This is a genomic window from Microbacterium testaceum, from assembly GCF_001476285.1.
Taxonomy (GTDB): Bacteria; Actinomycetota; Actinomycetes; order Actinomycetales; family Microbacteriaceae; genus Microbacterium; species Microbacterium testaceum_B.
In genome coordinates, this window is the sequence record NZ_LDRU01000096.1 from 1 (window position 1) to 17107 (window position 17107).

Consider the following 17107-nt stretch of genomic DNA (forward strand, 5'->3'; position numbering starts at 1 on the left):
GGGGCGGGCGCTTTCTCGTGTGGCTCAGCGCGCGGCGGAGTCGGTGTCGTCCTTCTGGGCTGCCGCCTGCGGCGGGGCGGGAGCGGTCGAGGGCGTCTCGATGTCGGCGTCCTCGACGGCGATCGGGGCCGCGGTGGTCGGGGCCGTGGAGGGGGCGGTCGCGAAGGCCGGAGCCTGCTCGGGCGCCGTTTCTTCGTCGCTGGTCCAGTCGATGGTCTCGATGGCGACCTCGGGGTTCGTGCGCGTCGAGACGACGGTGGCGACGGCGAGTGCTGAGGCGAGGCCGATCGCGCCCGCGGCGAGCACGGCGGCGCCCACCGACACCCACGACTGGGCGACGTAGACGGTGACGACCGTGGCGTTCGGGTCGTTGACCAGGGCCTGGATCGCGTTGACCTGCGCCAGGACGAGGACGAGTCCGCCGATCACTGCGGCGAGCGACGCGATCACGAGCACCCAGAACGGGATGTTGGTGACCAGACGGGGACGGGTCTGCATGAGATGTACTCCTTGTCGTTCCGCGCCCGGGGGAGGCGCGGATGCGGTTTCCGGTGGCGAGGCACCGGGGATCCGGGCGCAGGGGTGCACCGGACAGTCCACGGTGTCGCATGCATCATGGCGGTGGCTAGGGGTCGCCGATGAATCCCCTATGAGCGTATAAGGGGCATGTCGTGCACACGGGAAGCCGCCTGGGATGCCAAGACCGCCCCGGGCCGATGGCATCCGGGGCGGTCTTGCGAAGCGCGGCGGTCGTCAGCCGCGAGCGGACGCCGTCTCGCGTCGGTCGGCGGCGGCGACCGCGGCCGCGGGCTCCTTGAGGCGCAGCACGACCACGGTCATCGCGGAAGCGGCGAGGGCAGCGAGCACCATATGGGTGCCGACGGCGATCTCGGGCAGGCCGTTGCGCGCCTGGTAGAGGCCGACGGCGATCTGCACGAGCTCGATCGCCAGGAGGGCTGTTGCCCACCGACGTACGGGCAGTCGCAGACGCCACGCCGCGATGACGACGACCAGCGTCAGGATGAAGAGGGCATACCCCGGCCAGGAGTGCACGTGCTCGAGGATCTCGGCGTCGAAACCGTTGCGACCGGCCGCGGCGTCGCCCGAGTGGGGGCCGGCCCCGGTGGTGAGTACACCGAACACGATCGTGAGGGCGAGGACGCCCGTGGTCGCGTGGACGAGACCGGCGAACCATCGCGGAACGGCGAGGACGCGGCTCCCGGCCGGCCCCGACATCAGCACCAGGAAGGCGGCGCACACGGCGACCAGTGACACCGAGGCGATGTAGTGGAAGCCGACGATGAAGGGGTTCAGGCCCGTGAGGACGGTGACCCCGCCCACGAGCGCCTGCGCGACGACACCGCCGAGCACGATCAGCGCGAGGACGAACAGCGCGCGGCGTTCGCGCCGCATGCGCCAGACGAGCACGACCACGACGAGGGCCAGGATGCCGACGAGCCCTGTCAGCGTCCGGTTTCCGAACTCGATGACCCCGTGGATCCCCATTTCGGGAGTGTTGACGATCGAGTCGGCGGTGCAACGCGGCCAGGTGGGGCAGCCGAGCCCCGAGCCGGTCAGACGGACGGCGCCGCCGGTCCCGATGATCAGGACCTCGGCGACGAACGAGAGCCACGCGAAGACGCGCACGCGGCGGTCGACGTCGGCCGGCAGCCACGCGACGAAGCGGCGGAGTCCTCCGGCGAGGCGAGAGCGGGCGGGGGAGGTCGAGGCGGAGGACATGCGTCGGGCTTCCTGGCAGCGGGCCGCTCGGGGCCGTCGAGGCAGCGGTGCTGCCGTGCCAGGAGCGGGTCTTGCCTGTAGAATCAAAGGGTCCGGGTGCAGCGCTCACGCGTTCGGCACCAGAGACAGTCTAGGCGCGCAGCCAGCGCCTTCGAGCGGGCTCACCAGCGACCTTCCTGAGACTTCGACCGGAGTCCGGAATGTCGGGGCGGATGACACCGTTGCAGCCCGAGAAGGAGAGTGATCACCATGTCCGATGTCCTCATCGACCGACCAGAGCTCGAGAGCCTGGGGCAATACGAGTTCGGCTGGCACGACACCGACGCCGCCGGCGCGGTGGCCCAGCGCGGGATCAACGAGGACGTGGTGCGCGGCATCTCCGCTCTCAAGTCCGAGCCCGAGTGGATGCTGAAGACCCGTCTGAAGGGGTACCAGCTCTTCGGTCGCAAGCCGATGCCGACGTGGGGCGCCGACCTCTCCGACATCGACTTCGACAACATCAAGTACTTCGTGCGCTCGACCGAGAAGCAGGCGCAGTCGTGGGAGGACCTCCCCGAGGAGATCCGCAACACGTACGAGAAGCTCGGTATCCCCGAGGCCGAGCGCCAGCGTCTCGTCGCCGGTGTCGCCGCCCAGTACGAGTCCGAGGTCGTCTACCACCAGATCCGCGAGGACCTGGAGCAGCAGGGCGTCATCTTCATGGACACGGACACGGCTCTGCGCGAGCACCCCGAGTTCTTCGAGGAGTACTTCGGCACCGTCATCCCCGCGGGCGACAACAAGTTCGCGGCGCTGAACACCGCGGTGTGGTCGGGCGGCTCGTTCGTCTACGTCCCGAAGGGCGTGCATGTCGAGATCCCGCTGCAGGCATACTTCCGCATCAACACCGAGAACATGGGACAGTTCGAGCGGACGCTGATCATCGCCGACGAAGACAGCTACGTCCACTACATCGAGGGCTGCACGGCTCCGATCTACAAGTCGGACTCCCTGCACTCGGCCGTGGTCGAGATCATCGTGAAGAAGAACGCCCGCGTGCGCTACACGACGATCCAGAACTGGTCGAACAACGTCTACAACCTCGTCACCAAGCGCGCCGTCGCCCACGAGGGCGCGACCATGGAGTGGGTCGACGGCAACATCGGCTCCAAGGTGACGATGAAGTATCCGTCCATCTACCTCATGGGCGAGCACGCCAAGGGCGAGACCCTGTCGGTCGCCTTCGCCGGTCCCGGTCAGCACCAGGACGCGGGCGCGAAGATGATCCACATGGCGCCTTACACGCAGTCGTCGATCGTCTCGAAGTCGATCGCCCGCGGCGGCGGTCGCGCCGGTTACCGCGGTGAAGTGCGGGTGGATGCCAATGCGCACCACTCCGCGAACACCGTGCGCTGTGACGCGCTCCTGGTCGACACGATCTCGCGCTCGGACACGTACCCGGCCATCGACATCCGCGTCGACGACGTGCAGCTCGGCCACGAGGCGACCGTCTCGAAGGTCAGCGAGGAGCAGCTCTTCTACCTGCAGTCCCGCGGTCTGCCCGAAGACGAGGCCATGGCCATGATCGTGCGCGGGTTCATCGAGCCCATCGCCCGCGAACTCCCCATGGAGTACGCGCTCGAACTGAACAAGCTCATCGAGATGGGCATGGAAGGATCCGTAGGCTAAATGACGACTGCGACCGAATCACCCGCAGCCGCCGAAGGTCATGTCGACCCGGCCGCCCTCGTGGCATCCGTCGTCCCGGTGCAGACGCGCTCAGAGCGACCCACGTCCTTCGACCCGGCTGACTTCGGCGTTCCCACCGGCCGCGAGGTCAACTGGAAGCTGAGCCCGGTCGACCGGCTCGCCCCGCTCTTCGTCGACGAGGCCGGCCCGTCCGGCGTCATCGAGGTCGACGTCCAGGCACCCGCGGCGGTCGAGCAGCTGCGCCTCGCGTCGGGCGATGCCCCGCGGGGCGAGCACTTCCGTCCCGAGGACAGGCTCGCCGCCCTGGCGTGGACCCACGAAGCCGAGGCTCCGCTTCTCCGCATCCCCGCCGAGGTCGAGCTCGACGAGCCCATCGTCGTCCACCTGAACGGCACGGGCGGCCTCGCGCACGCCCACGTCGTGATCGAGGCGCAGCCGCACTCGCGGGGCACCGTCGTGCTGCGGCACGAGGGGACCGCTCAGCACGCGCAGAACGTCGAGATCCTCGTGCGCGACGGCGCCGAACTCACGGTCGTGTCGGTGCAGAACTGGAACGACGACGCGATCCACGCCTCCTCGCACCAGGCCCGCGTCGACCGCGACGCCAAGCTCACGCACGTCGTGGTGAGCTTCGGCGGCGGCGTGGTACGCGTCAACCCCTCGGTCGAGCTCGCCGGCGCGGGCAGCGAGGGTCGCCTGTACGGCCTCTCGTTCTCGGACGCCGGTCAGCACCTCGAGTCGCAGGTCTACCTGCACCACAAGGGCCCGCACACCGTCGGCGACGTGCTCTACAAGGGCGCGCTGCAGGGCGAGAGCGCCCGGAGCGTGTGGATCGGCGACGTGCTCATCGGACCGGATGCCACGGGCACCGACTCGTACGAGGCCAACCGCAACCTCGTGCTCACCGACGGGGCGCGCGCGGACTCGATCCCCAACCTCGAGATCGAGACCGGCGACATCCAGGGCGCCGGCCACGCCAGCGCCACCGGACGCTTCGACGACGAGCAGCTCTTCTACCTCCAGGCCCGCGGCATCGCCGAAGAAGAGGCGCGACGTCTCGTCGTGCTCGGCTTCCTCAGCGAGATCGTCCAGCGCATCGGCATCCCGGAGCTCGAGAGCGAGCTCATCGCCGCGATCGAGCGCGAGCTGGCCGAGGGGGCTGCTGCGTGAGCGCGACGCGCGCCTGCGCGCTGAGCGAGCTCGTGCAGGACGAGGCGCGGCGCGTCGAGATCGACGGCGTCGCCATCGCGGTCGTGCTCGACGGCAACGGCGATGTCCACGCGATCGGCGATCTCTGCACGCACGGGGACATCTCGCTCTCCGACGGCTTCGTGGAGGGCGAGACGCTGGAGTGCTGGGCCCATGGCTCCGCCTTCTCGTTGAAGACCGGCCGCCCGCTGAACCTCCCGGCCTACGAGCCGGTCCCCGTGTACGAGGTCGTGATCGACGGAGACGACGTGCTCATCGATCCGTCCGTCACCAAGGCGACGGCCTGAGCGCCGCCCACGCCGACCACGACCAGAGACTTTACGAGTAAGGAACACCATGTCTGTCCTCGAGATCCGCGACCTCCACGTGACGGTCGAGACGGAGAACGGTACGACCCCGATCCTCAACGGTGTGACGCTGACCATGCGCACCGGCGAGACCCACGCCATCATGGGCCCCAACGGCTCCGGCAAGTCGACCCTGGCGTACACGATCGCCGGTCACCCCAAGTACACCGTGACGAGCGGCTCCATCACCCTCGACGGTGAGGACGTGCTCGAGATGAGCGTCGACGAGCGCGCCCGTGCGGGCCTGTTCCTCGCGATGCAGTACCCGGTCGAGATCCCCGGTGTCACGGTCACCAACTTCCTGCGCACGGCCAAGACGGCCATCGACGGCGAGGCACCGGCGATCCGCAGCTGGACCAAGGACGTCAAGGGCGCCATGGAGAACCTGCGCATGGACGCGAAGTTCGCCTCGCGCAACGTCAACGAGGGATTCTCGGGTGGCGAGAAGAAGCGCCACGAGATCCTCCAGCTCGAGCTGCTGAAGCCGAAGATCGCCGTCCTCGACGAGACCGACTCGGGCCTCGACGTCGACGCGCTCAAGATCGTTTCCGAGGGCGTCAACCGTGCCAAGGAGCAGACCGACCTCGGTGTGCTGCTCATCACGCACTACACCCGCATCCTGCGCTACATCCGCCCCGACTACGTGCACGTGGTCGTGAAGGGCCGGATCGTCGAAGAGGGCGGTCCCGAGCTCGCCGACCGACTCGAGGAAGAGGGCTACGACCGCTTCCTCGAGGCCGGTACCCCGATCGACGCGTAAGATCGTTACATGACCGCAACCCTCGCTCCCGAGAAGTACGACGAGGTCACCGAGGCCCTGAAAGACGTCATGGACCCCGAACTGGGGATCAACGTCGTCGACCTCGGACTCATCTACGATCTCGCCTGGGACGACGAGAACGACGCGCTCGTCATCCACATGACCCTTACCTCGGCCGGCTGCCCGCTGACCGACGTGCTCGAAGAGCAGACGGCCCAGGCCCTCGACAACGTCGTGGACCGTTTCCGCATCAACTGGGTGTGGATGCCGCCGTGGGGTCCCGAGCGGATCACCGACGACGGCCGCGACATGATGCGCGCCCTCGGCTTCGCGATCTGAACACTTTCCTCGAATGCCCACCCCTCGCGGGGTGGGCATTCGTGTTTCTCCGTCTGACACCCGGATTCCGTGGCATCCGAGGCTCTCATTAGGCTTTCGGGATGAGCGTTCCCCCCTTGAAAGCCCTGCCGCTCGACCTCCTCCGCCAGCGCAGCAGCACCAAGTGGCGCTCCTACGGCGACGACGTCATTCCGATGTTCGTCGCCGAGACCGATTTCGCCCTCGCACCCGCGATCACCGCCGCCCTGTATCGGGCCGTCGAGATCGGCGACACCGGCTACACGCCGCCGCGACCCGGTATCGACCTCGACTTCTCCGCGTACGCCGACCGCCGCTGGGGATGGCGTCCCGACCCCGCGCGAATCCGCTGGACCGGGGACGTGATGATGGGGGTCGTCGAGGTGCTGCGCGCGGTCACCTCGCCGGGCGACCGCGTGATCGTCACCCCGCCGGTGTACCCGCCGTTCTACGACACCGTGGAGGAGGCCGGAGCAGTCGTCGAGCGAGTTCCCCTCCTCGACGACGGCGAGCGTTGGTCTCTCGACCTGGAGGGGATCGAACGCGCGCTTGCCGACGGCGCGCGTTCGGTGCTGCTGTGCAATCCGCACAACCCCACCGGGACCGTCCACACGCGGGAGTCGCTCGCGGAGCTCGCTCGGCTGGTGTACCGCTACGGGGCCACGGTCGTCAGCGACGAGATCCATGCGCCCCTGACCCACGCGCCGTCCGTCTTCACCCCGTTCCTGGATGCCGGGCCCGAGGCGGCTGCTGTGGGGTACGCGGTCACGAGCGCGAGCAAGACGTACAACCTGGCGGGGCTGAAGTGTGCCGTGATCGTGACCGGCTCGGACGAGACCGCGGCGGTGGTGCGGGGGCTGCCGTGGGAGGTGGAGTGGCGGGCAGGGCTCTTCGGCGTGATCGCCAACCGCGCCGCCTTCGCGGCCGAGAGCGACGCGTGGCTCGATCAATTGCTCGTCGCCCTTGATGAGAACCGCCGTCTTCTGGCGGAACTGCTCGCTGAGCATCTGCCGCTCGCGCGATACCGCCTGCCCGAGGCGGGCTTCCTCGCCTGGGTGGACGTGTCGGCCTACGGCTGGGGTGACAACCCGGCGCCCCACATCCGCCGCGAGGCGAAGGTCGCCCTGCATCACGGTCCGCTCTTCGGGGCGGAGGGTGTGGGCCACGTCCGCATCAACGTCGGGTGTGCGCCCGAGGTGCTGCGCGAGGCGATCGAGCGGATTGGCCGGCTCGCGCGCGGCGCGTGACGGCCGGTCGTTCGACCGTGGGGTAACGGATGCCGGGGTCCTGGCATCCGGGAATAGGTAAGGGTATCCTTATCCGGTGACCGCCACCGCCACCGCCACGCGCCCCGCCTACCGTCCGTACGTCGCCGTGGTGAAGGAGGCCCGCAGGCTGTCGCCGCACTTCGCGCGAATCACGTTCACCTCCGCGGATTTCGACGTGTTCGGCACCGACCGACGTGACCAGCGGATCAAGATCGTGCTGCCCGGGCCGGACGGACAGTTGTGCGACATCGGTCAGAACGATCCGTCGGCGATCGACAACGGCGAGTGGTACGTCCGCTGGAGGGATCTGCCCGACGCGAAGCGGATGCCGTTCCGCACGTACACCGTGCGGCGGATCGATCCCGAGGCGCGCGAGCTCGACGTCGACTTCGTGCTGCACCACGACGCCGGGCCCGCGGGGGCGTGGGCCGAGGCCGCGGCGCCGGGGGACTCGATCCTCGTCGTCGGTCCCGACGCGCGCAGCCCCGAGTCGGCGCAGGGGATCGACTTCCACCCGGGTACGGCTCGGCGCCTTCTGCTGGCCGGCGACGAGACCGCCGCCCCGGCGATCTGCGCGGTGCTCGAGGGACTCGAGCCCGGCATGGACGTCGACGCGTTCATCGAGGTGCCGACCATCGACGACGCTCTTCCACTGGCGGTCGGCGATGCGCGGGTGACCTGGCTCGCCCGCGACGACCGCTCGCACGGCGAGGCCCTGATCGAAGCCGTCGAGGGGTGGACGCGAGCGTCCGGCGACGTGCTCGCCCGGGCTGCGGCCCCGCGGCCGCAGGAGCTCGAGGATATCGACCTCGAGAAGGAGCTGCTCTGGGACAGCCCGGAGGACGGAGAGGGCGAGTTCTACGCGTGGATCGCGGGGGAGTCCTCGACCGTCAAGACGCTGCGCCGCATGCTCGTGCAGGGATGCGGCGTCGACCGCAAGCGCGTCGCCTTCATGGGGTACTGGCGCGAAGGCCAGACGGAGCGGTCGGCCTAGGCCGTGTTGCGGAACGGCCTCCCGTCTTTCGAAGGCGAACCGGGCTCAGCTGCGTGAACGTGGGATCGCTGCGACGATCCCCCAGAGTGTCAGATCATGCACGGGCGCAAGACGCCGGGGCGGCCCATTCCGCAGTCACGGTATCCTCGCGAGGATGACGACCAAGGTGGAAGGCTATCGCCCGCCGGCGTTTCCGCTCCTCGAGGCTCGATTCAATCGGTCCGAGAACAACACCACGCGATGGCTGTATGGCTGGAACGGCCTTGTCACTGAGGCTGCCACGGATGTCACGTTGGCAGCTTCAGCTCCCGCGGGACGTGCCCTGGTCACTTCGGGTCTGTGGGCAGATGAGTGGGGTGTTCGGATAGCCGCACTCCTGGCTGCCAATTCTCTGGATCGGTCTCGGCTCTTCCGCGGAATCGCCATCGATGCGGCCGCGAACGGCGTGTCGTGGCGATCGGCTCCGCTCTCGATCGACGGAGAATCGGCACAAGTAGCGATCGGTCACGTCGGCGATTTCACCGTCGCATACGCGATCGATACACCTGCGCAGTTTGCCGCCGCATGGCGAAACGACAGTGAGCTCGAATCGCTCGGCGTGATGGACGCGGCAGGATATTTGATCGACCCGTCACAGATGCATTCCTACCCGTCGCTGCACGAGCAGACGATGAGAGTGAAGTCCGTCGTCGACTTCTCCTAACCCCCGCAGATCTCCTCGCGATCTCGAGGTACATCTCGAAGGGCAGCGCTGGTCTTGCGCCCGCGCAAGCGGATGAGCCGCGCACGAAGCCATGCCTGACGGCCATGCAGCTACACCCCCGAGGAGGGTTCGCCAGAATGCGGATGCCGGGATGCCGGCATCCGCGCTCCTCAGCTCAGGTCAGCTCAGCGCCTGCTCCGGTTCGGTCACCGTGTGGTGCCGGCCGATCGGGATGACCATCGGGCGACCGGTCAGGGGGTCGGGAACCACGCGACTGTCGAGGCCGAAAACCTCGCGGACGATCGTCTCGGTGAGCACCTCGGCCGGATCGCCCGCCGCGACCACGCGACCCTGCGCCATCGCGACCAGGTGGTCGGCGTAGCGTGCGGCGAGGTTCAGGTCGTGCAGCACCATCGTCACCGTGGTTCCGCGCTCGCGGTTGAGATCGGTGAGGAGGTCGAGCACGTCGATCTGGTGGCTGATGTCGAGGAACGTGGTCGGCTCGTCGAGCAGCAGGACGTCGGTCTCCTGCGCGAGGGCCATGGCGATCCAGACGCGCTGGCGCTGCCCGCCGCTGAGCTCGTCCACGGAACGATCCGCGAGGTGCGCGGTGTCGGTCGCCTCGAGGGCGCGCGCCACGGCGGCGTCGTCGGCGCTCGTCCACCGCGACAGCGCACCCTGATGAGGGTGGCGGCCCCGGCTGACGAGGTCGGAGACGGCGATGCCGTCGGGGGCGATCGGGGACTGCGGGAGCAGACCCAGCACGCGCGCCACCTGCTTGGTGGGTTGGCGGTGGATCGCCTTGCCGTCCAGGAGGACCTGGCCCGCGGAGGGCGTGAGCAGACGTGCCATGGCCTTGAGCAGCGTGGACTTGCCGCACGCGTTCGCCCCGACGATCGTCGTCACCCGGCCGGGCGGGATCCGAAGGTCGAGCGTGTCGACGATGGTCCGGTCTCCGTAGCCGAGGGTGACGCCCTCGGCCCCCAGGGAGCGCTCGACGGTCATAGCGAAGTTCCTCCGGATCGGCTGCTGCGCACGAGCAGGTAGATGAGATAGGGCGCCCCGAGAACGCCGGTGATGACGCCCACGGGAAGGCGGGTGCCGAAGGCGTACTGGCCGCAGAAGTCGGCCACGAGGACCAGCAACGCGCCGATGAGGCCCGCGGGAAGAATGGGGGAGCCGACCGGCCCGAGGAGTCGCACCGCGATCGGGCCCGCGAGGAACGACACGAACGCGATGGGGCCGGCGGCGGCGGTACCGAAGGCGAGCAGCCCCACGGCGGCGACGATGAGCAGGACGCGGCTCCGCTCGACGGGCAGCCCCACCGCGGCGGCCGTCTCGTCGCCCATGCGCAGGATCTCGAGCCGGCCGGAGAGGGCGAGCACCACCGGTCCGAGCATGAGGACGGCGACCATCACGGGCAGCGCCCGATCCCACGTCGCATCGTTGAGGTTGCCCGTGATCCAGCGCATGGCGGCGGGCAGGTCGTACTCCGCGGCGCGCGCGATGACGTAGGAGACCACGGCCTGGCACATCGCGGCGACGCCGATGCCCACGAGGATCAGCCGCGCGCCCGATCCGCCGTTCCGGTAGGCGAGCAGGTAGATCGTGAGGGCGGCGGCGAGCGCGGCAGCCATCGCCAGAAACGACACAGCCGTCTCCCCGAGCCCGAGCACGACGATGCCGATGACGGCTGCGGCGCTCGCGCCGGTGTTGATGCCGATCACGTCGGGGCTCGCGAGGGCGTTGCGGAGCATCGACTGGAAGATGACGCCGCCCATTCCGAAGCACAGACCCGTGAACAGCCCGGTCACCGCGCGGGGAAGGCGCAGCTCGCCCACCGTGAAGGACGCTCCGGAAACGCGTTGCCCGGTGAGCACCCCCCACACCTGGACGGGGGAGTAGACCGTCTGCCCGAGCATCAGGGAGAGCGAGAAGGCGGCGATCACGAGGAGGACGAGGATGCCGGTGATCAGCGCCCACCTGCGGCGCCGCCGCTGGCGCCCGGCGATGACGGAGGTCAGCGCGGGGGGAGACGGGGAGACGAGGGTGGCGGTCATAGCGCTCTCATCCTCTGGCGCCGGACGAGCGCGATGAAGAACGGGGCGCCGACCAGGGCGGTGACGATGCCGACCTCGATCTCTTCGGGTCGTGCGACGACGCGGCCGACGATGTCGCCGAGAGTGAGCAGAGTGGCTCCGCCGAGAGCTGACACGGGGAGCAGCCAGCGGTGGTCGACACCGACGACGAGACGGATCATGTGCGGGACGACGAGACCGACGAAGCCGATGGGCCCGGCGACCGCGGTCGCCGCTCCGCACAGGATGACGGCCCCACCGGTGGAGACGAGCCGCGCCGTGCGCACGCGCGCGCCGAGCCCCGCGGCGAGCTCATCGCCGAGGGCGAGGGTGTTCAGTGTCGAGGCGCACGCGAGGCAGATCACCAGGCCGGCGAGGAGGAATGGAAGCACCTGAAGGATGGTCTCGAACGTCGCGCCGCCGACGCCGCCGATCTGCCAGAAGCGGAAATCGTTCATGACGTTGATGCGCGGAAGGAGGACGGCGCTGGTGAGAGAGCTGAAGGCCACGGCGCTCACGGCGCCGGCGAGCGCAAGACGCAGAGGTGTCGCGCCGCCGCGGCCGAGCGAGCCGATCGCGTAGACGAGGACCGCGGCCGCTGCGGCACCGATCATGCCGACCCAGATATAGGACGTCGCCGAACCGAGCCCGAAGAACGCGATACCCACGACGATGGCGAGCCCCGCGCCGCCGTTGATGCCGAGGATCTGCGGGTCGGCGAGGGGATTGCGCGTGGCCCCCTGCAGGACCGCGCCCGAGACCGCGAGAGCCGCGCCGACGAGGATCGCCAGCAGCGTGCGCGGAACGCGCTTGGCGACCGCGGCCGCCGAAGCCGTGTCGGTGGAACCGGTGAGCCCAGCCCAGACGTCGGCCGGCGTGACATCGCGAGCCCCGAACGTGACCGACAGGATCGCGGCGACGACGAGGACGATGACGAGCGCCACGACACCGACGGCGCGGCGCCGCCCCCAGCGCCGCGGGCGGGCGTCGCCGGGGGCGGTGGGTGCCGGAGCGAGAGTGCTCATCGCGCCGACGCGCGAGGGGTCCGCATCAGGACGCGGCCTTCTCCGCCGCGGCACCGACGAGGCCGATGTACTCGTCGCCGTAGCTCGTGCCGATGTTGAGCGGCGTCGGGGTGATGGCCGACGAGAGGGTCGAGCCGCTCTCGATCACAGCGATCGCGCCGTTCGCCACGGCCGGGATCTTGGACAGCAGCGGGTCGGCCTGCATCGCGGCGATCATGCCGTCGGCTCCGTACGCCACCATCACCTGGACGTCGGCGAAGTTCTCGATCTGCTCGGTGGAGGGGGTGAACCAGAAGGTGTCCGATGCCGCCGACTGCGAGGCGACGTACGAGGACGGCGCGAGCCCGAGCTCCTCGAGGTAGCCCATGCGCGGGTCCAGCGTGTTGTAGAAGCCGAGCGTCGACAGGTTGGTCGGGTCGTAGTACGTGAGGAGCGACTTCTTGCCGGCGATGGCGGGGTACTTCGCCGCTTCGTCGGTGATGTGCTTCTCCTTGTCGGCGACGAGTGCCTCGGCCTCGTCCTTCAGGCCGAGTGCGGTGCCGTCGAGGACGGTCATGTCCTGCCAGGTGGTGCCCCACGCGACGTTCTGGAACGTCACGACCGGCGCGATCTTGCTGAGCGTGTCGTACTGCTCCTGCGTCATGCCGGAGTACGCGGCCAGGATGACATCGGGCTGCGCGTCGGCGATCGCCTCGTAGTCGTAGCCGTTGGTCTCGTCCATGAGCACGGGGGTCTCCGCGCCGAGCTCGGCGAGCTTGTCCTTCGTCCAGGGCAGCAGGCCGTCGCCGTCCTCGTCCGCGTAGGTCACCTTCGGCATGGCGACGGGGACGACACCGAGCGCCAGAGCGACGTCCTGGTTGCCCCAGTCGACGGTGACGACCCGCTCGGGCTTGGCGGTGATGGTCGTCTCGCCGAACACGTTGCTGAGTGTCACGGGGAAGGCGCCGTCCGCCTCGGTGGATCCCTCCGAGGCGCCGGGGGCGGCTGAGGTGCCGGCGCAGCCGGAGAGGACGAGAGCGGAACCGACGGCGAGAGCCGCCAGAGCGCGGAATCGGGACACGAAGAGCCTCCTGCGTGTTAGGTAAGGATAGGCTTAGTTTAGGTCAGGTCTCGGGGGAGAACGCAAACCCGGATGCCGAGACCGCGGGCGATCGTCTCGACGGCGAGGTATCGAGGCTCGGGGTGACCCCGCTCGTTGTCGGGGGACGTTCGGCGACCCGGCCGTATACTGGGTGGCTGGCCTTTCTCTGGCCGATCCCCGACCCCGAAGAACGGACGTTCGCTGTGCTTGCCGTGCACGACCTCGAGATCCGCGTGGGTGCCCGCGTGCTCATGTCCGACGTATCGTTCCGCGTCTCCGACGGCGACAAGATCGGCCTCGTGGGGCGCAACGGTGCGGGAAAGACCACGCTGACGAAGGTGCTTGCGGGCGATCTGCTGCCGTCGAACGGCGGCGTCGACCGCTCGGGCGAGCTCGGTTACCTCCCTCAGGACCCCCGCTCGGGTGACCCCGAGATGCTCGCGCGCACGCGCATCCTCGACGCGCGCGGGCTCGGCTCGCTCGCCCTCGGCATGCACGAGGCGTCGATGGCGATGGGCGACGACGACCCGGCCGTCGCGGCGAAGGCGATGAAGAAGTACGCCCGGCTCACCGAGCAGTTCGAGGCCGCGGGCGGGTACGCGGCCGAAGCCGAGGCGGCATCCATCGCCCACAACCTCTCGCTGCCGGACCGCATCCTCGACCAGCCGCTGAAGACCCTCTCCGGTGGTCAGCGTCGCCGCATCGAGCTCGCGCGCATCCTCTTCTCGGACGCGCAGACGATGATCCTCGACGAGCCGACCAACCACCTCGACGCGGACAGCGTCGTGTGGCTGCGCGAGTTCTTGAAGGGCTACAAGGGCGGCCTCATCGTGATCTCGCACGACGTCGAGCTCGTGGGCGAGACGGTGAACCGCGTCTTCTACCTGGATGCCAACCGCCAGGTCATCGACGTCTACAACATGAACTGGAAGAACTACCTGCGCCAGCGGGTGGCTGACGAGGAGCGCCGCAAGAAGGAGCGCGCCAACGTCGAGAAGAAGGCGACCGCTCTGCAGCTGCAGGCCGCGCGCTTCGGTGCGAAGGCGTCGAAGGCCGCCGCCGCGCACCAGATGGTCGCGCGCGCCGAAAAGATGCTCTCGGGCCTCGACGACGTGCGTCAGGACGAACGGGTTGCCAAGCTCCGCTTCCCCAAGCCGGCGCCGTGCGGCAAGACCCCGCTCATGGCATCCGGTTTGTCGAAGTCGTACGGCTCGCTGGAGATCTTCACCGACGTCGACCTCGCCATCGACCGCGGCTCGCGCGTGGTCATCCTCGGGCTCAACGGTGCGGGAAAGACGACGCTGTTGCGCATCCTCGCCGGCGTCGACCAGCCCGACACGGGCCAGCTCGAGCCGGGCCACGGCCTCAAGATCGGTTACTACGCGCAGGAGCACGAGAACCTCGACGTCAACCGCTCGGTACTCGAGAACATGATGTCGTCGGCCCCGCACATCACGGCGACCGAGGCCCGGAAGGTCCTCGGATCGTTCCTGTTCGTCGGCGATGACGTGCTCAAGCCGGCCGGCGTTCTCTCGGGCGGTGAGAAGACGCGCCTGTCGCTCGCGACGCTCGTGGTCTCGTCGGCGAACATGCTGTTGCTCGACGAACCGACGAACAACCTCGACCCCGCCTCGCGCGAAGAGATCCTCGGCGCGCTCGCGCATTACGAGGGCGCCGTCGTCCTCGTCTCGCACGACGAGGGCGCCGTCGAGGCGCTGAATCCTGAGCGCGTGCTCATCCTCCCTGACGGGGTGGAAGACATCTGGGGCCGCGACTACGCGGATCTGATCACGCTGGCCTGACCGGGCCGGCCTGGCACGGCCCGGCGGGGCGTCCCCGGATTACGGATGCCAGGGCACCGGCATCCGCTCCCGTTCAGCGTGCGTCGAGAAGCGCGTCCTCGTCGTCGGCGTCGCGATCCTTCGGGCGCTTGCGCGCGCGGTGCAGGGCGACCGGGTCCACGCGACGGCGGGGTTCGGTGCTCTCGCTCACGGGCGGCGCGACCGGTGCGAGCTCGTCGTCGTCGTCGGCGGCGTCGGCTTCTTCGCGGCGGAGCTTGCGCTCGCTGACGATCACGTAGGTGATGAAGCCGAAGCCCATGAGGGCGAACAGGATCCACTGAATCGCGTACGACAGGTACGGCCCGGGGTCGTCGCTCGGCGGGTCGACGGGCAACGGGGCGTCGGCGGGAGCCGGGTCCTCCGACATGAGCAGTCCGTAGGCGCCGGGCTCGATGGGCCCCGTCTGCTCGGCGACGAGGCCGAGGTTGATCGTCGGCACCTGACCGGCCTCAGCGGTGCGTCCCGAGGTCGGCGCGGCCTCGCCGGGACGCAAGCGCGCCTCGACGGTCACGGTGCCCGAGGGGGGAGCGGGGATGTCGTCGGGCAACGACTGGCTGTTGCCCGGCGGGAGCCAGCCGCGGTCGATGAGGAAGACACGGCCGTCGGTGAGGCGGAACGGCACGAGCTGCTCGTAGGCGGCGGAGCCGTTGTGTGCGCGGTTGCGCACGAGCAGCTGCTCGTCGGCCAGGTACTGGCCCTCGAGCCGCACCGGCCTCCATTCGTCGGAGGGCGTCAGGTCGGCGCCGGGAGCGAGCAGGTCGCCCAGCGCGACCGGTGTCGCGTCGTAGTTGTCGGTGACGAGCTGCAGCTGCTCGCTGCGCTCGGCGTTGCGCGAGAACTGCCAGTTCGACAGGTACGCGCACGCGATCGCGAAGAGCACGGCGATGCCGACGTACATCGCCCAGCGTGCCCCCGTGGGCATTTCGCGTGCGCTCACAAGGCTCCACCTGCTCGGGCCCCCGCCGACAGAGCCTGCACCTGAACGGGGAAGTCGCGGGCGCTCAAGAACTCGCGGAGATACGACACGTGCGCTTCGCACGCCACCCACGTCTTGCGGCGGTCGGCGGTGTGAATGCGCGGGTTGCGCCAGAGGATCGCCCACACGGCCGCGTCTCGGCATCCGGCTCGCGAGCACTCCGCGGCCTCGACGGTCACGAGCGGTCGTCGCGAGGGGCGTCGAGTCGCGGCGTCTCGGCGATGCGGATCACGGTGGGGCCGGCGGGCGCCGGCGTCGGGGCAGCCGGGGCGGACGCCTCGAGAGACCGCTCGGGCGCCTCGGCCGTGCGTGCACCCACGTCGGCGCCCACGTTCGCCACGATCACGGCGAGGTAGGGGAGGAAGATCGCTCCGGCGGCGAAGACGAAGGTGTACCACCCGTAGGGGTGGACGACGGCCATGAGCACGAAGCACGCGATGCGGATCCCCATCATCACCATGTACTTGGTGAAACGGGAGCCGGCGTCTTCCCGCGGAGCCTGCGGGAGAGACGTCGCGGATTGGGCGCGGGGCGATGTCTTCACGGTCCCCCCAGGGTACGCCCGATCGGGGACGGTGCGGACCGTTCAGTAGCGGTAGCTCGAGCTGGTCGAGACCGCCACGATGATGATGAAGACGATGAAGATCGCGATCAGGGCGATGTTCACCCAGCCGAGGATCACACCCGTGAGGGCGAGACCGCGCCCCTTCTCGCCGCTGCGCTTGATCTGAGCGAGTCCGATGTGTCCGGTGATGACGCCGACGAGCGGACCGACGAACGGCAGCATGACGAAACCGGCGATGGATGCCACGAGCGAGATGATCGCGAGGACGTTCGTCCGCGCGGCCGCCGCGTACGAGCCGTACCCCTGGGTGCCGTAGCCGGCGTAGCCCTGTGCGCCGTATGTCGCAGTGCCATACGCGGGCGCCGGGTATCCCTGGGCTCCGTAGGGGGTGGCGCCGTAGGCGGGAGCGGCGTCGGCCGCCGGGGCGCCGTAACCGGTCGAACCGGACGCGGGAGCGGCGTCGGTCGCGGGCGC

General features: G+C 69.2%; 19 protein-coding genes. 9 read left to right on the forward strand and 10 right to left on the reverse strand.

Annotated elements, in window-relative coordinates:
* Positions 1-24: 24 nt before the first annotated feature.
* Positions 25-498, reverse strand: a complete 474-nt coding sequence (locus tag NS283_RS15340; RefSeq protein ID WP_058597727.1) for a hypothetical protein — start codon at positions 496-498, stop codon at positions 25-27.
* 255 nt (positions 499-753) lie between these two features.
* On the reverse strand, positions 754-1740 hold the full coding sequence (locus NS283_RS15345; RefSeq protein ID WP_058597728.1) for a COX15/CtaA family protein: 987 nt from the start codon (positions 1738-1740) through the stop codon (positions 754-756).
* A 249-nt stretch (positions 1741-1989) separates the two neighbouring features.
* On the opposite strand from NS283_RS15345, the gene sufB reads away from it, so the two are divergent.
* The 8 genes from sufB to NS283_RS18755 all read left to right on the forward strand — a co-directional run bounded on the left by sufB (position 1990) and on the right by NS283_RS18755 (position 9067).
* Positions 1990-3408: a Fe-S cluster assembly protein SufB gene (gene sufB, locus NS283_RS15350; protein ID WP_058597729.1), complete on the forward strand. Its 1419-nt coding sequence runs from the start codon at positions 1990-1992 to the stop codon at positions 3406-3408.
* The gene (gene sufD / locus NS283_RS15355; protein WP_058597730.1) at positions 3409-4599 is read left to right on the forward strand and encodes a Fe-S cluster assembly protein SufD; all 1191 of its coding nucleotides are present in this window, start codon (positions 3409-3411) and stop codon (positions 4597-4599) included.
* Entirely contained in the window at positions 4596-4925 is a 330-nt protein-coding gene (locus NS283_RS15360) for a non-heme iron oxygenase ferredoxin subunit (protein WP_058597731.1), read from the forward strand. Before sufD ends, NS283_RS15360 begins: the two co-directional genes overlap by 4 nt.
* Before the next feature lie 49 nt (positions 4926-4974).
* On the forward strand, positions 4975-5745 hold the full coding sequence (gene sufC, locus NS283_RS15365; protein WP_058597732.1) for a Fe-S cluster assembly ATPase SufC: 771 nt from the start codon (positions 4975-4977) through the stop codon (positions 5743-5745).
* A gap of 9 nt (positions 5746-5754) precedes the next feature.
* Positions 5755-6084, forward strand: coding sequence for a metal-sulfur cluster assembly factor (locus tag NS283_RS15370; RefSeq protein WP_013586729.1), 330 nt, complete (start codon positions 5755-5757; stop codon positions 6082-6084).
* Positions 6085-6185: 101 nt separating this feature from the next.
* On the forward strand, positions 6186-7349 hold the full coding sequence (locus tag NS283_RS15375) for a MalY/PatB family protein (protein WP_058597733.1): 1164 nt from the start codon (positions 6186-6188) through the stop codon (positions 7347-7349).
* A 76-nt stretch (positions 7350-7425) separates the two neighbouring features.
* Positions 7426-8364 (forward strand): siderophore-interacting protein, encoded by a 939-nt coding sequence (locus NS283_RS15380; RefSeq protein WP_058597734.1) that lies wholly within the window; start codon positions 7426-7428, stop codon positions 8362-8364.
* A gap of 154 nt (positions 8365-8518) precedes the next feature.
* Positions 8519-9067: a hypothetical protein gene (locus NS283_RS18755; protein WP_153003392.1), complete on the forward strand. Its 549-nt coding sequence runs from the start codon at positions 8519-8521 to the stop codon at positions 9065-9067.
* 180 nt (positions 9068-9247) lie between these two features.
* Here NS283_RS18755 and NS283_RS15390 read toward each other — a convergent pair whose 3' ends face one another.
* The 4 genes from NS283_RS15390 to NS283_RS15405 are packed head-to-tail and all read right to left on the reverse strand — an operon-like array spanning position 9248 to position 13230.
* Positions 9248-10072 carry an ABC transporter ATP-binding protein gene (locus NS283_RS15390; protein WP_058597736.1) on the reverse strand — a complete coding sequence of 275 codons (825 nt, stop codon included), beginning with the start codon at positions 10070-10072 and terminating at the stop codon, positions 9248-9250.
* On the reverse strand, positions 10069-11127 hold the full coding sequence (locus tag NS283_RS15395; protein WP_058597737.1) for a FecCD family ABC transporter permease: 1059 nt from the start codon (positions 11125-11127) through the stop codon (positions 10069-10071). Before NS283_RS15395 ends, NS283_RS15390 begins: the two co-directional genes overlap by 4 nt.
* Positions 11124-12170, reverse strand: coding sequence for a FecCD family ABC transporter permease (locus NS283_RS15400; RefSeq protein ID WP_058597738.1), 1047 nt, complete (start codon positions 12168-12170; stop codon positions 11124-11126). The genes NS283_RS15395 and NS283_RS15400 overlap by 4 nt, the downstream gene beginning before the upstream one ends.
* A gap of 25 nt (positions 12171-12195) precedes the next feature.
* Positions 12196-13230 (reverse strand): iron-siderophore ABC transporter substrate-binding protein, encoded by a 1035-nt coding sequence (locus NS283_RS15405; RefSeq protein ID WP_058597739.1) that lies wholly within the window; start codon positions 13228-13230, stop codon positions 12196-12198.
* 224 nt (positions 13231-13454) lie between these two features.
* Between NS283_RS15405 and NS283_RS15410 the strand changes: the two genes are divergently transcribed.
* Positions 13455-15053, forward strand: a complete 1599-nt coding sequence (locus tag NS283_RS15410) for an ABC-F family ATP-binding cassette domain-containing protein (protein WP_058597740.1) — start codon at positions 13455-13457, stop codon at positions 15051-15053.
* Between the two features lie 73 nt (positions 15054-15126).
* On the opposite strand, the gene NS283_RS15415 is transcribed toward NS283_RS15410, so the two are convergent.
* The 4 genes from NS283_RS15415 to NS283_RS15430 form a co-directional block, all read right to left on the reverse strand.
* A complete protein-coding gene (locus NS283_RS15415; protein WP_058597741.1) occupies positions 15127-16014 on the reverse strand; it encodes an SURF1 family cytochrome oxidase biogenesis protein in 888 nt (295 codons plus the stop codon).
* Positions 16015-16025: 11 nt separating this feature from the next.
* Positions 16026-16247: a hypothetical protein gene (locus NS283_RS15420; protein ID WP_058597742.1), complete on the reverse strand. Its 222-nt coding sequence runs from the start codon at positions 16245-16247 to the stop codon at positions 16026-16028.
* Complete coding sequence (locus NS283_RS15425) at positions 16244-16612, reverse strand: DUF3099 domain-containing protein (RefSeq protein ID WP_081317456.1); 369 nt, start codon at positions 16610-16612, stop codon at positions 16244-16246. Before NS283_RS15425 ends, NS283_RS15420 begins: the two co-directional genes overlap by 4 nt.
* 42 nt (positions 16613-16654) lie before the next feature.
* Positions 16655-17107: DUF4190 domain-containing protein (locus NS283_RS15430; RefSeq protein ID WP_058597743.1), on the reverse strand; the 453-nt coding region annotated here is incomplete at its 5' end.

Bases quoted from the DNA above. Each gene is read 5' to 3' on its own strand.
- NS283_RS15400 (WP_058597738.1), bottom strand. From the start codon at position 12,170: ATGAGCACTCTCGCTCCGGCACCCACCGCCCCCGGCGACGCCCGCCCG.
- sufB (WP_058597729.1), top strand. From the start codon at position 1,990: ATGTCCGATGTCCTCATCGACCGACCAGAGCTCGAGAGCCTGGGGCAA.
- NS283_RS15415 (WP_058597741.1), bottom strand. From the start codon at position 16,014: ATGCCCACGGGGGCACGCTGGGCGATGTACGTCGGCATCGCCGTGCTC.
- sufC (WP_058597732.1), top strand. From the start codon at position 4,975: ATGTCTGTCCTCGAGATCCGCGACCTCCACGTGACGGTCGAGACGGAG.
- NS283_RS15390 (WP_058597736.1), bottom strand. From the start codon at position 10,072: ATGACCGTCGAGCGCTCCCTGGGGGCCGAGGGCGTCACCCTCGGCTAC.
- NS283_RS15340 (WP_058597727.1), bottom strand. From the start codon at position 498: ATGCAGACCCGTCCCCGTCTGGTCACCAACATCCCGTTCTGGGTGCTC.
- sufD (WP_058597730.1), top strand. From the start codon at position 3,409: ATGACGACTGCGACCGAATCACCCGCAGCCGCCGAAGGTCATGTCGAC.
- NS283_RS15345 (WP_058597728.1), bottom strand. From the start codon at position 1,740: ATGTCCTCCGCCTCGACCTCCCCCGCCCGCTCTCGCCTCGCCGGAGGA.
- NS283_RS18755 (WP_153003392.1), top strand. From the start codon at position 8,519: ATGACGACCAAGGTGGAAGGCTATCGCCCGCCGGCGTTTCCGCTCCTC.
- NS283_RS15370 (WP_013586729.1), top strand. From the start codon at position 5,755: ATGACCGCAACCCTCGCTCCCGAGAAGTACGACGAGGTCACCGAGGCC.
- NS283_RS15375 (WP_058597733.1), top strand. From the start codon at position 6,186: ATGAGCGTTCCCCCCTTGAAAGCCCTGCCGCTCGACCTCCTCCGCCAG.
- NS283_RS15395 (WP_058597737.1), bottom strand. From the start codon at position 11,127: ATGACCGCCACCCTCGTCTCCCCGTCTCCCCCCGCGCTGACCTCCGTC.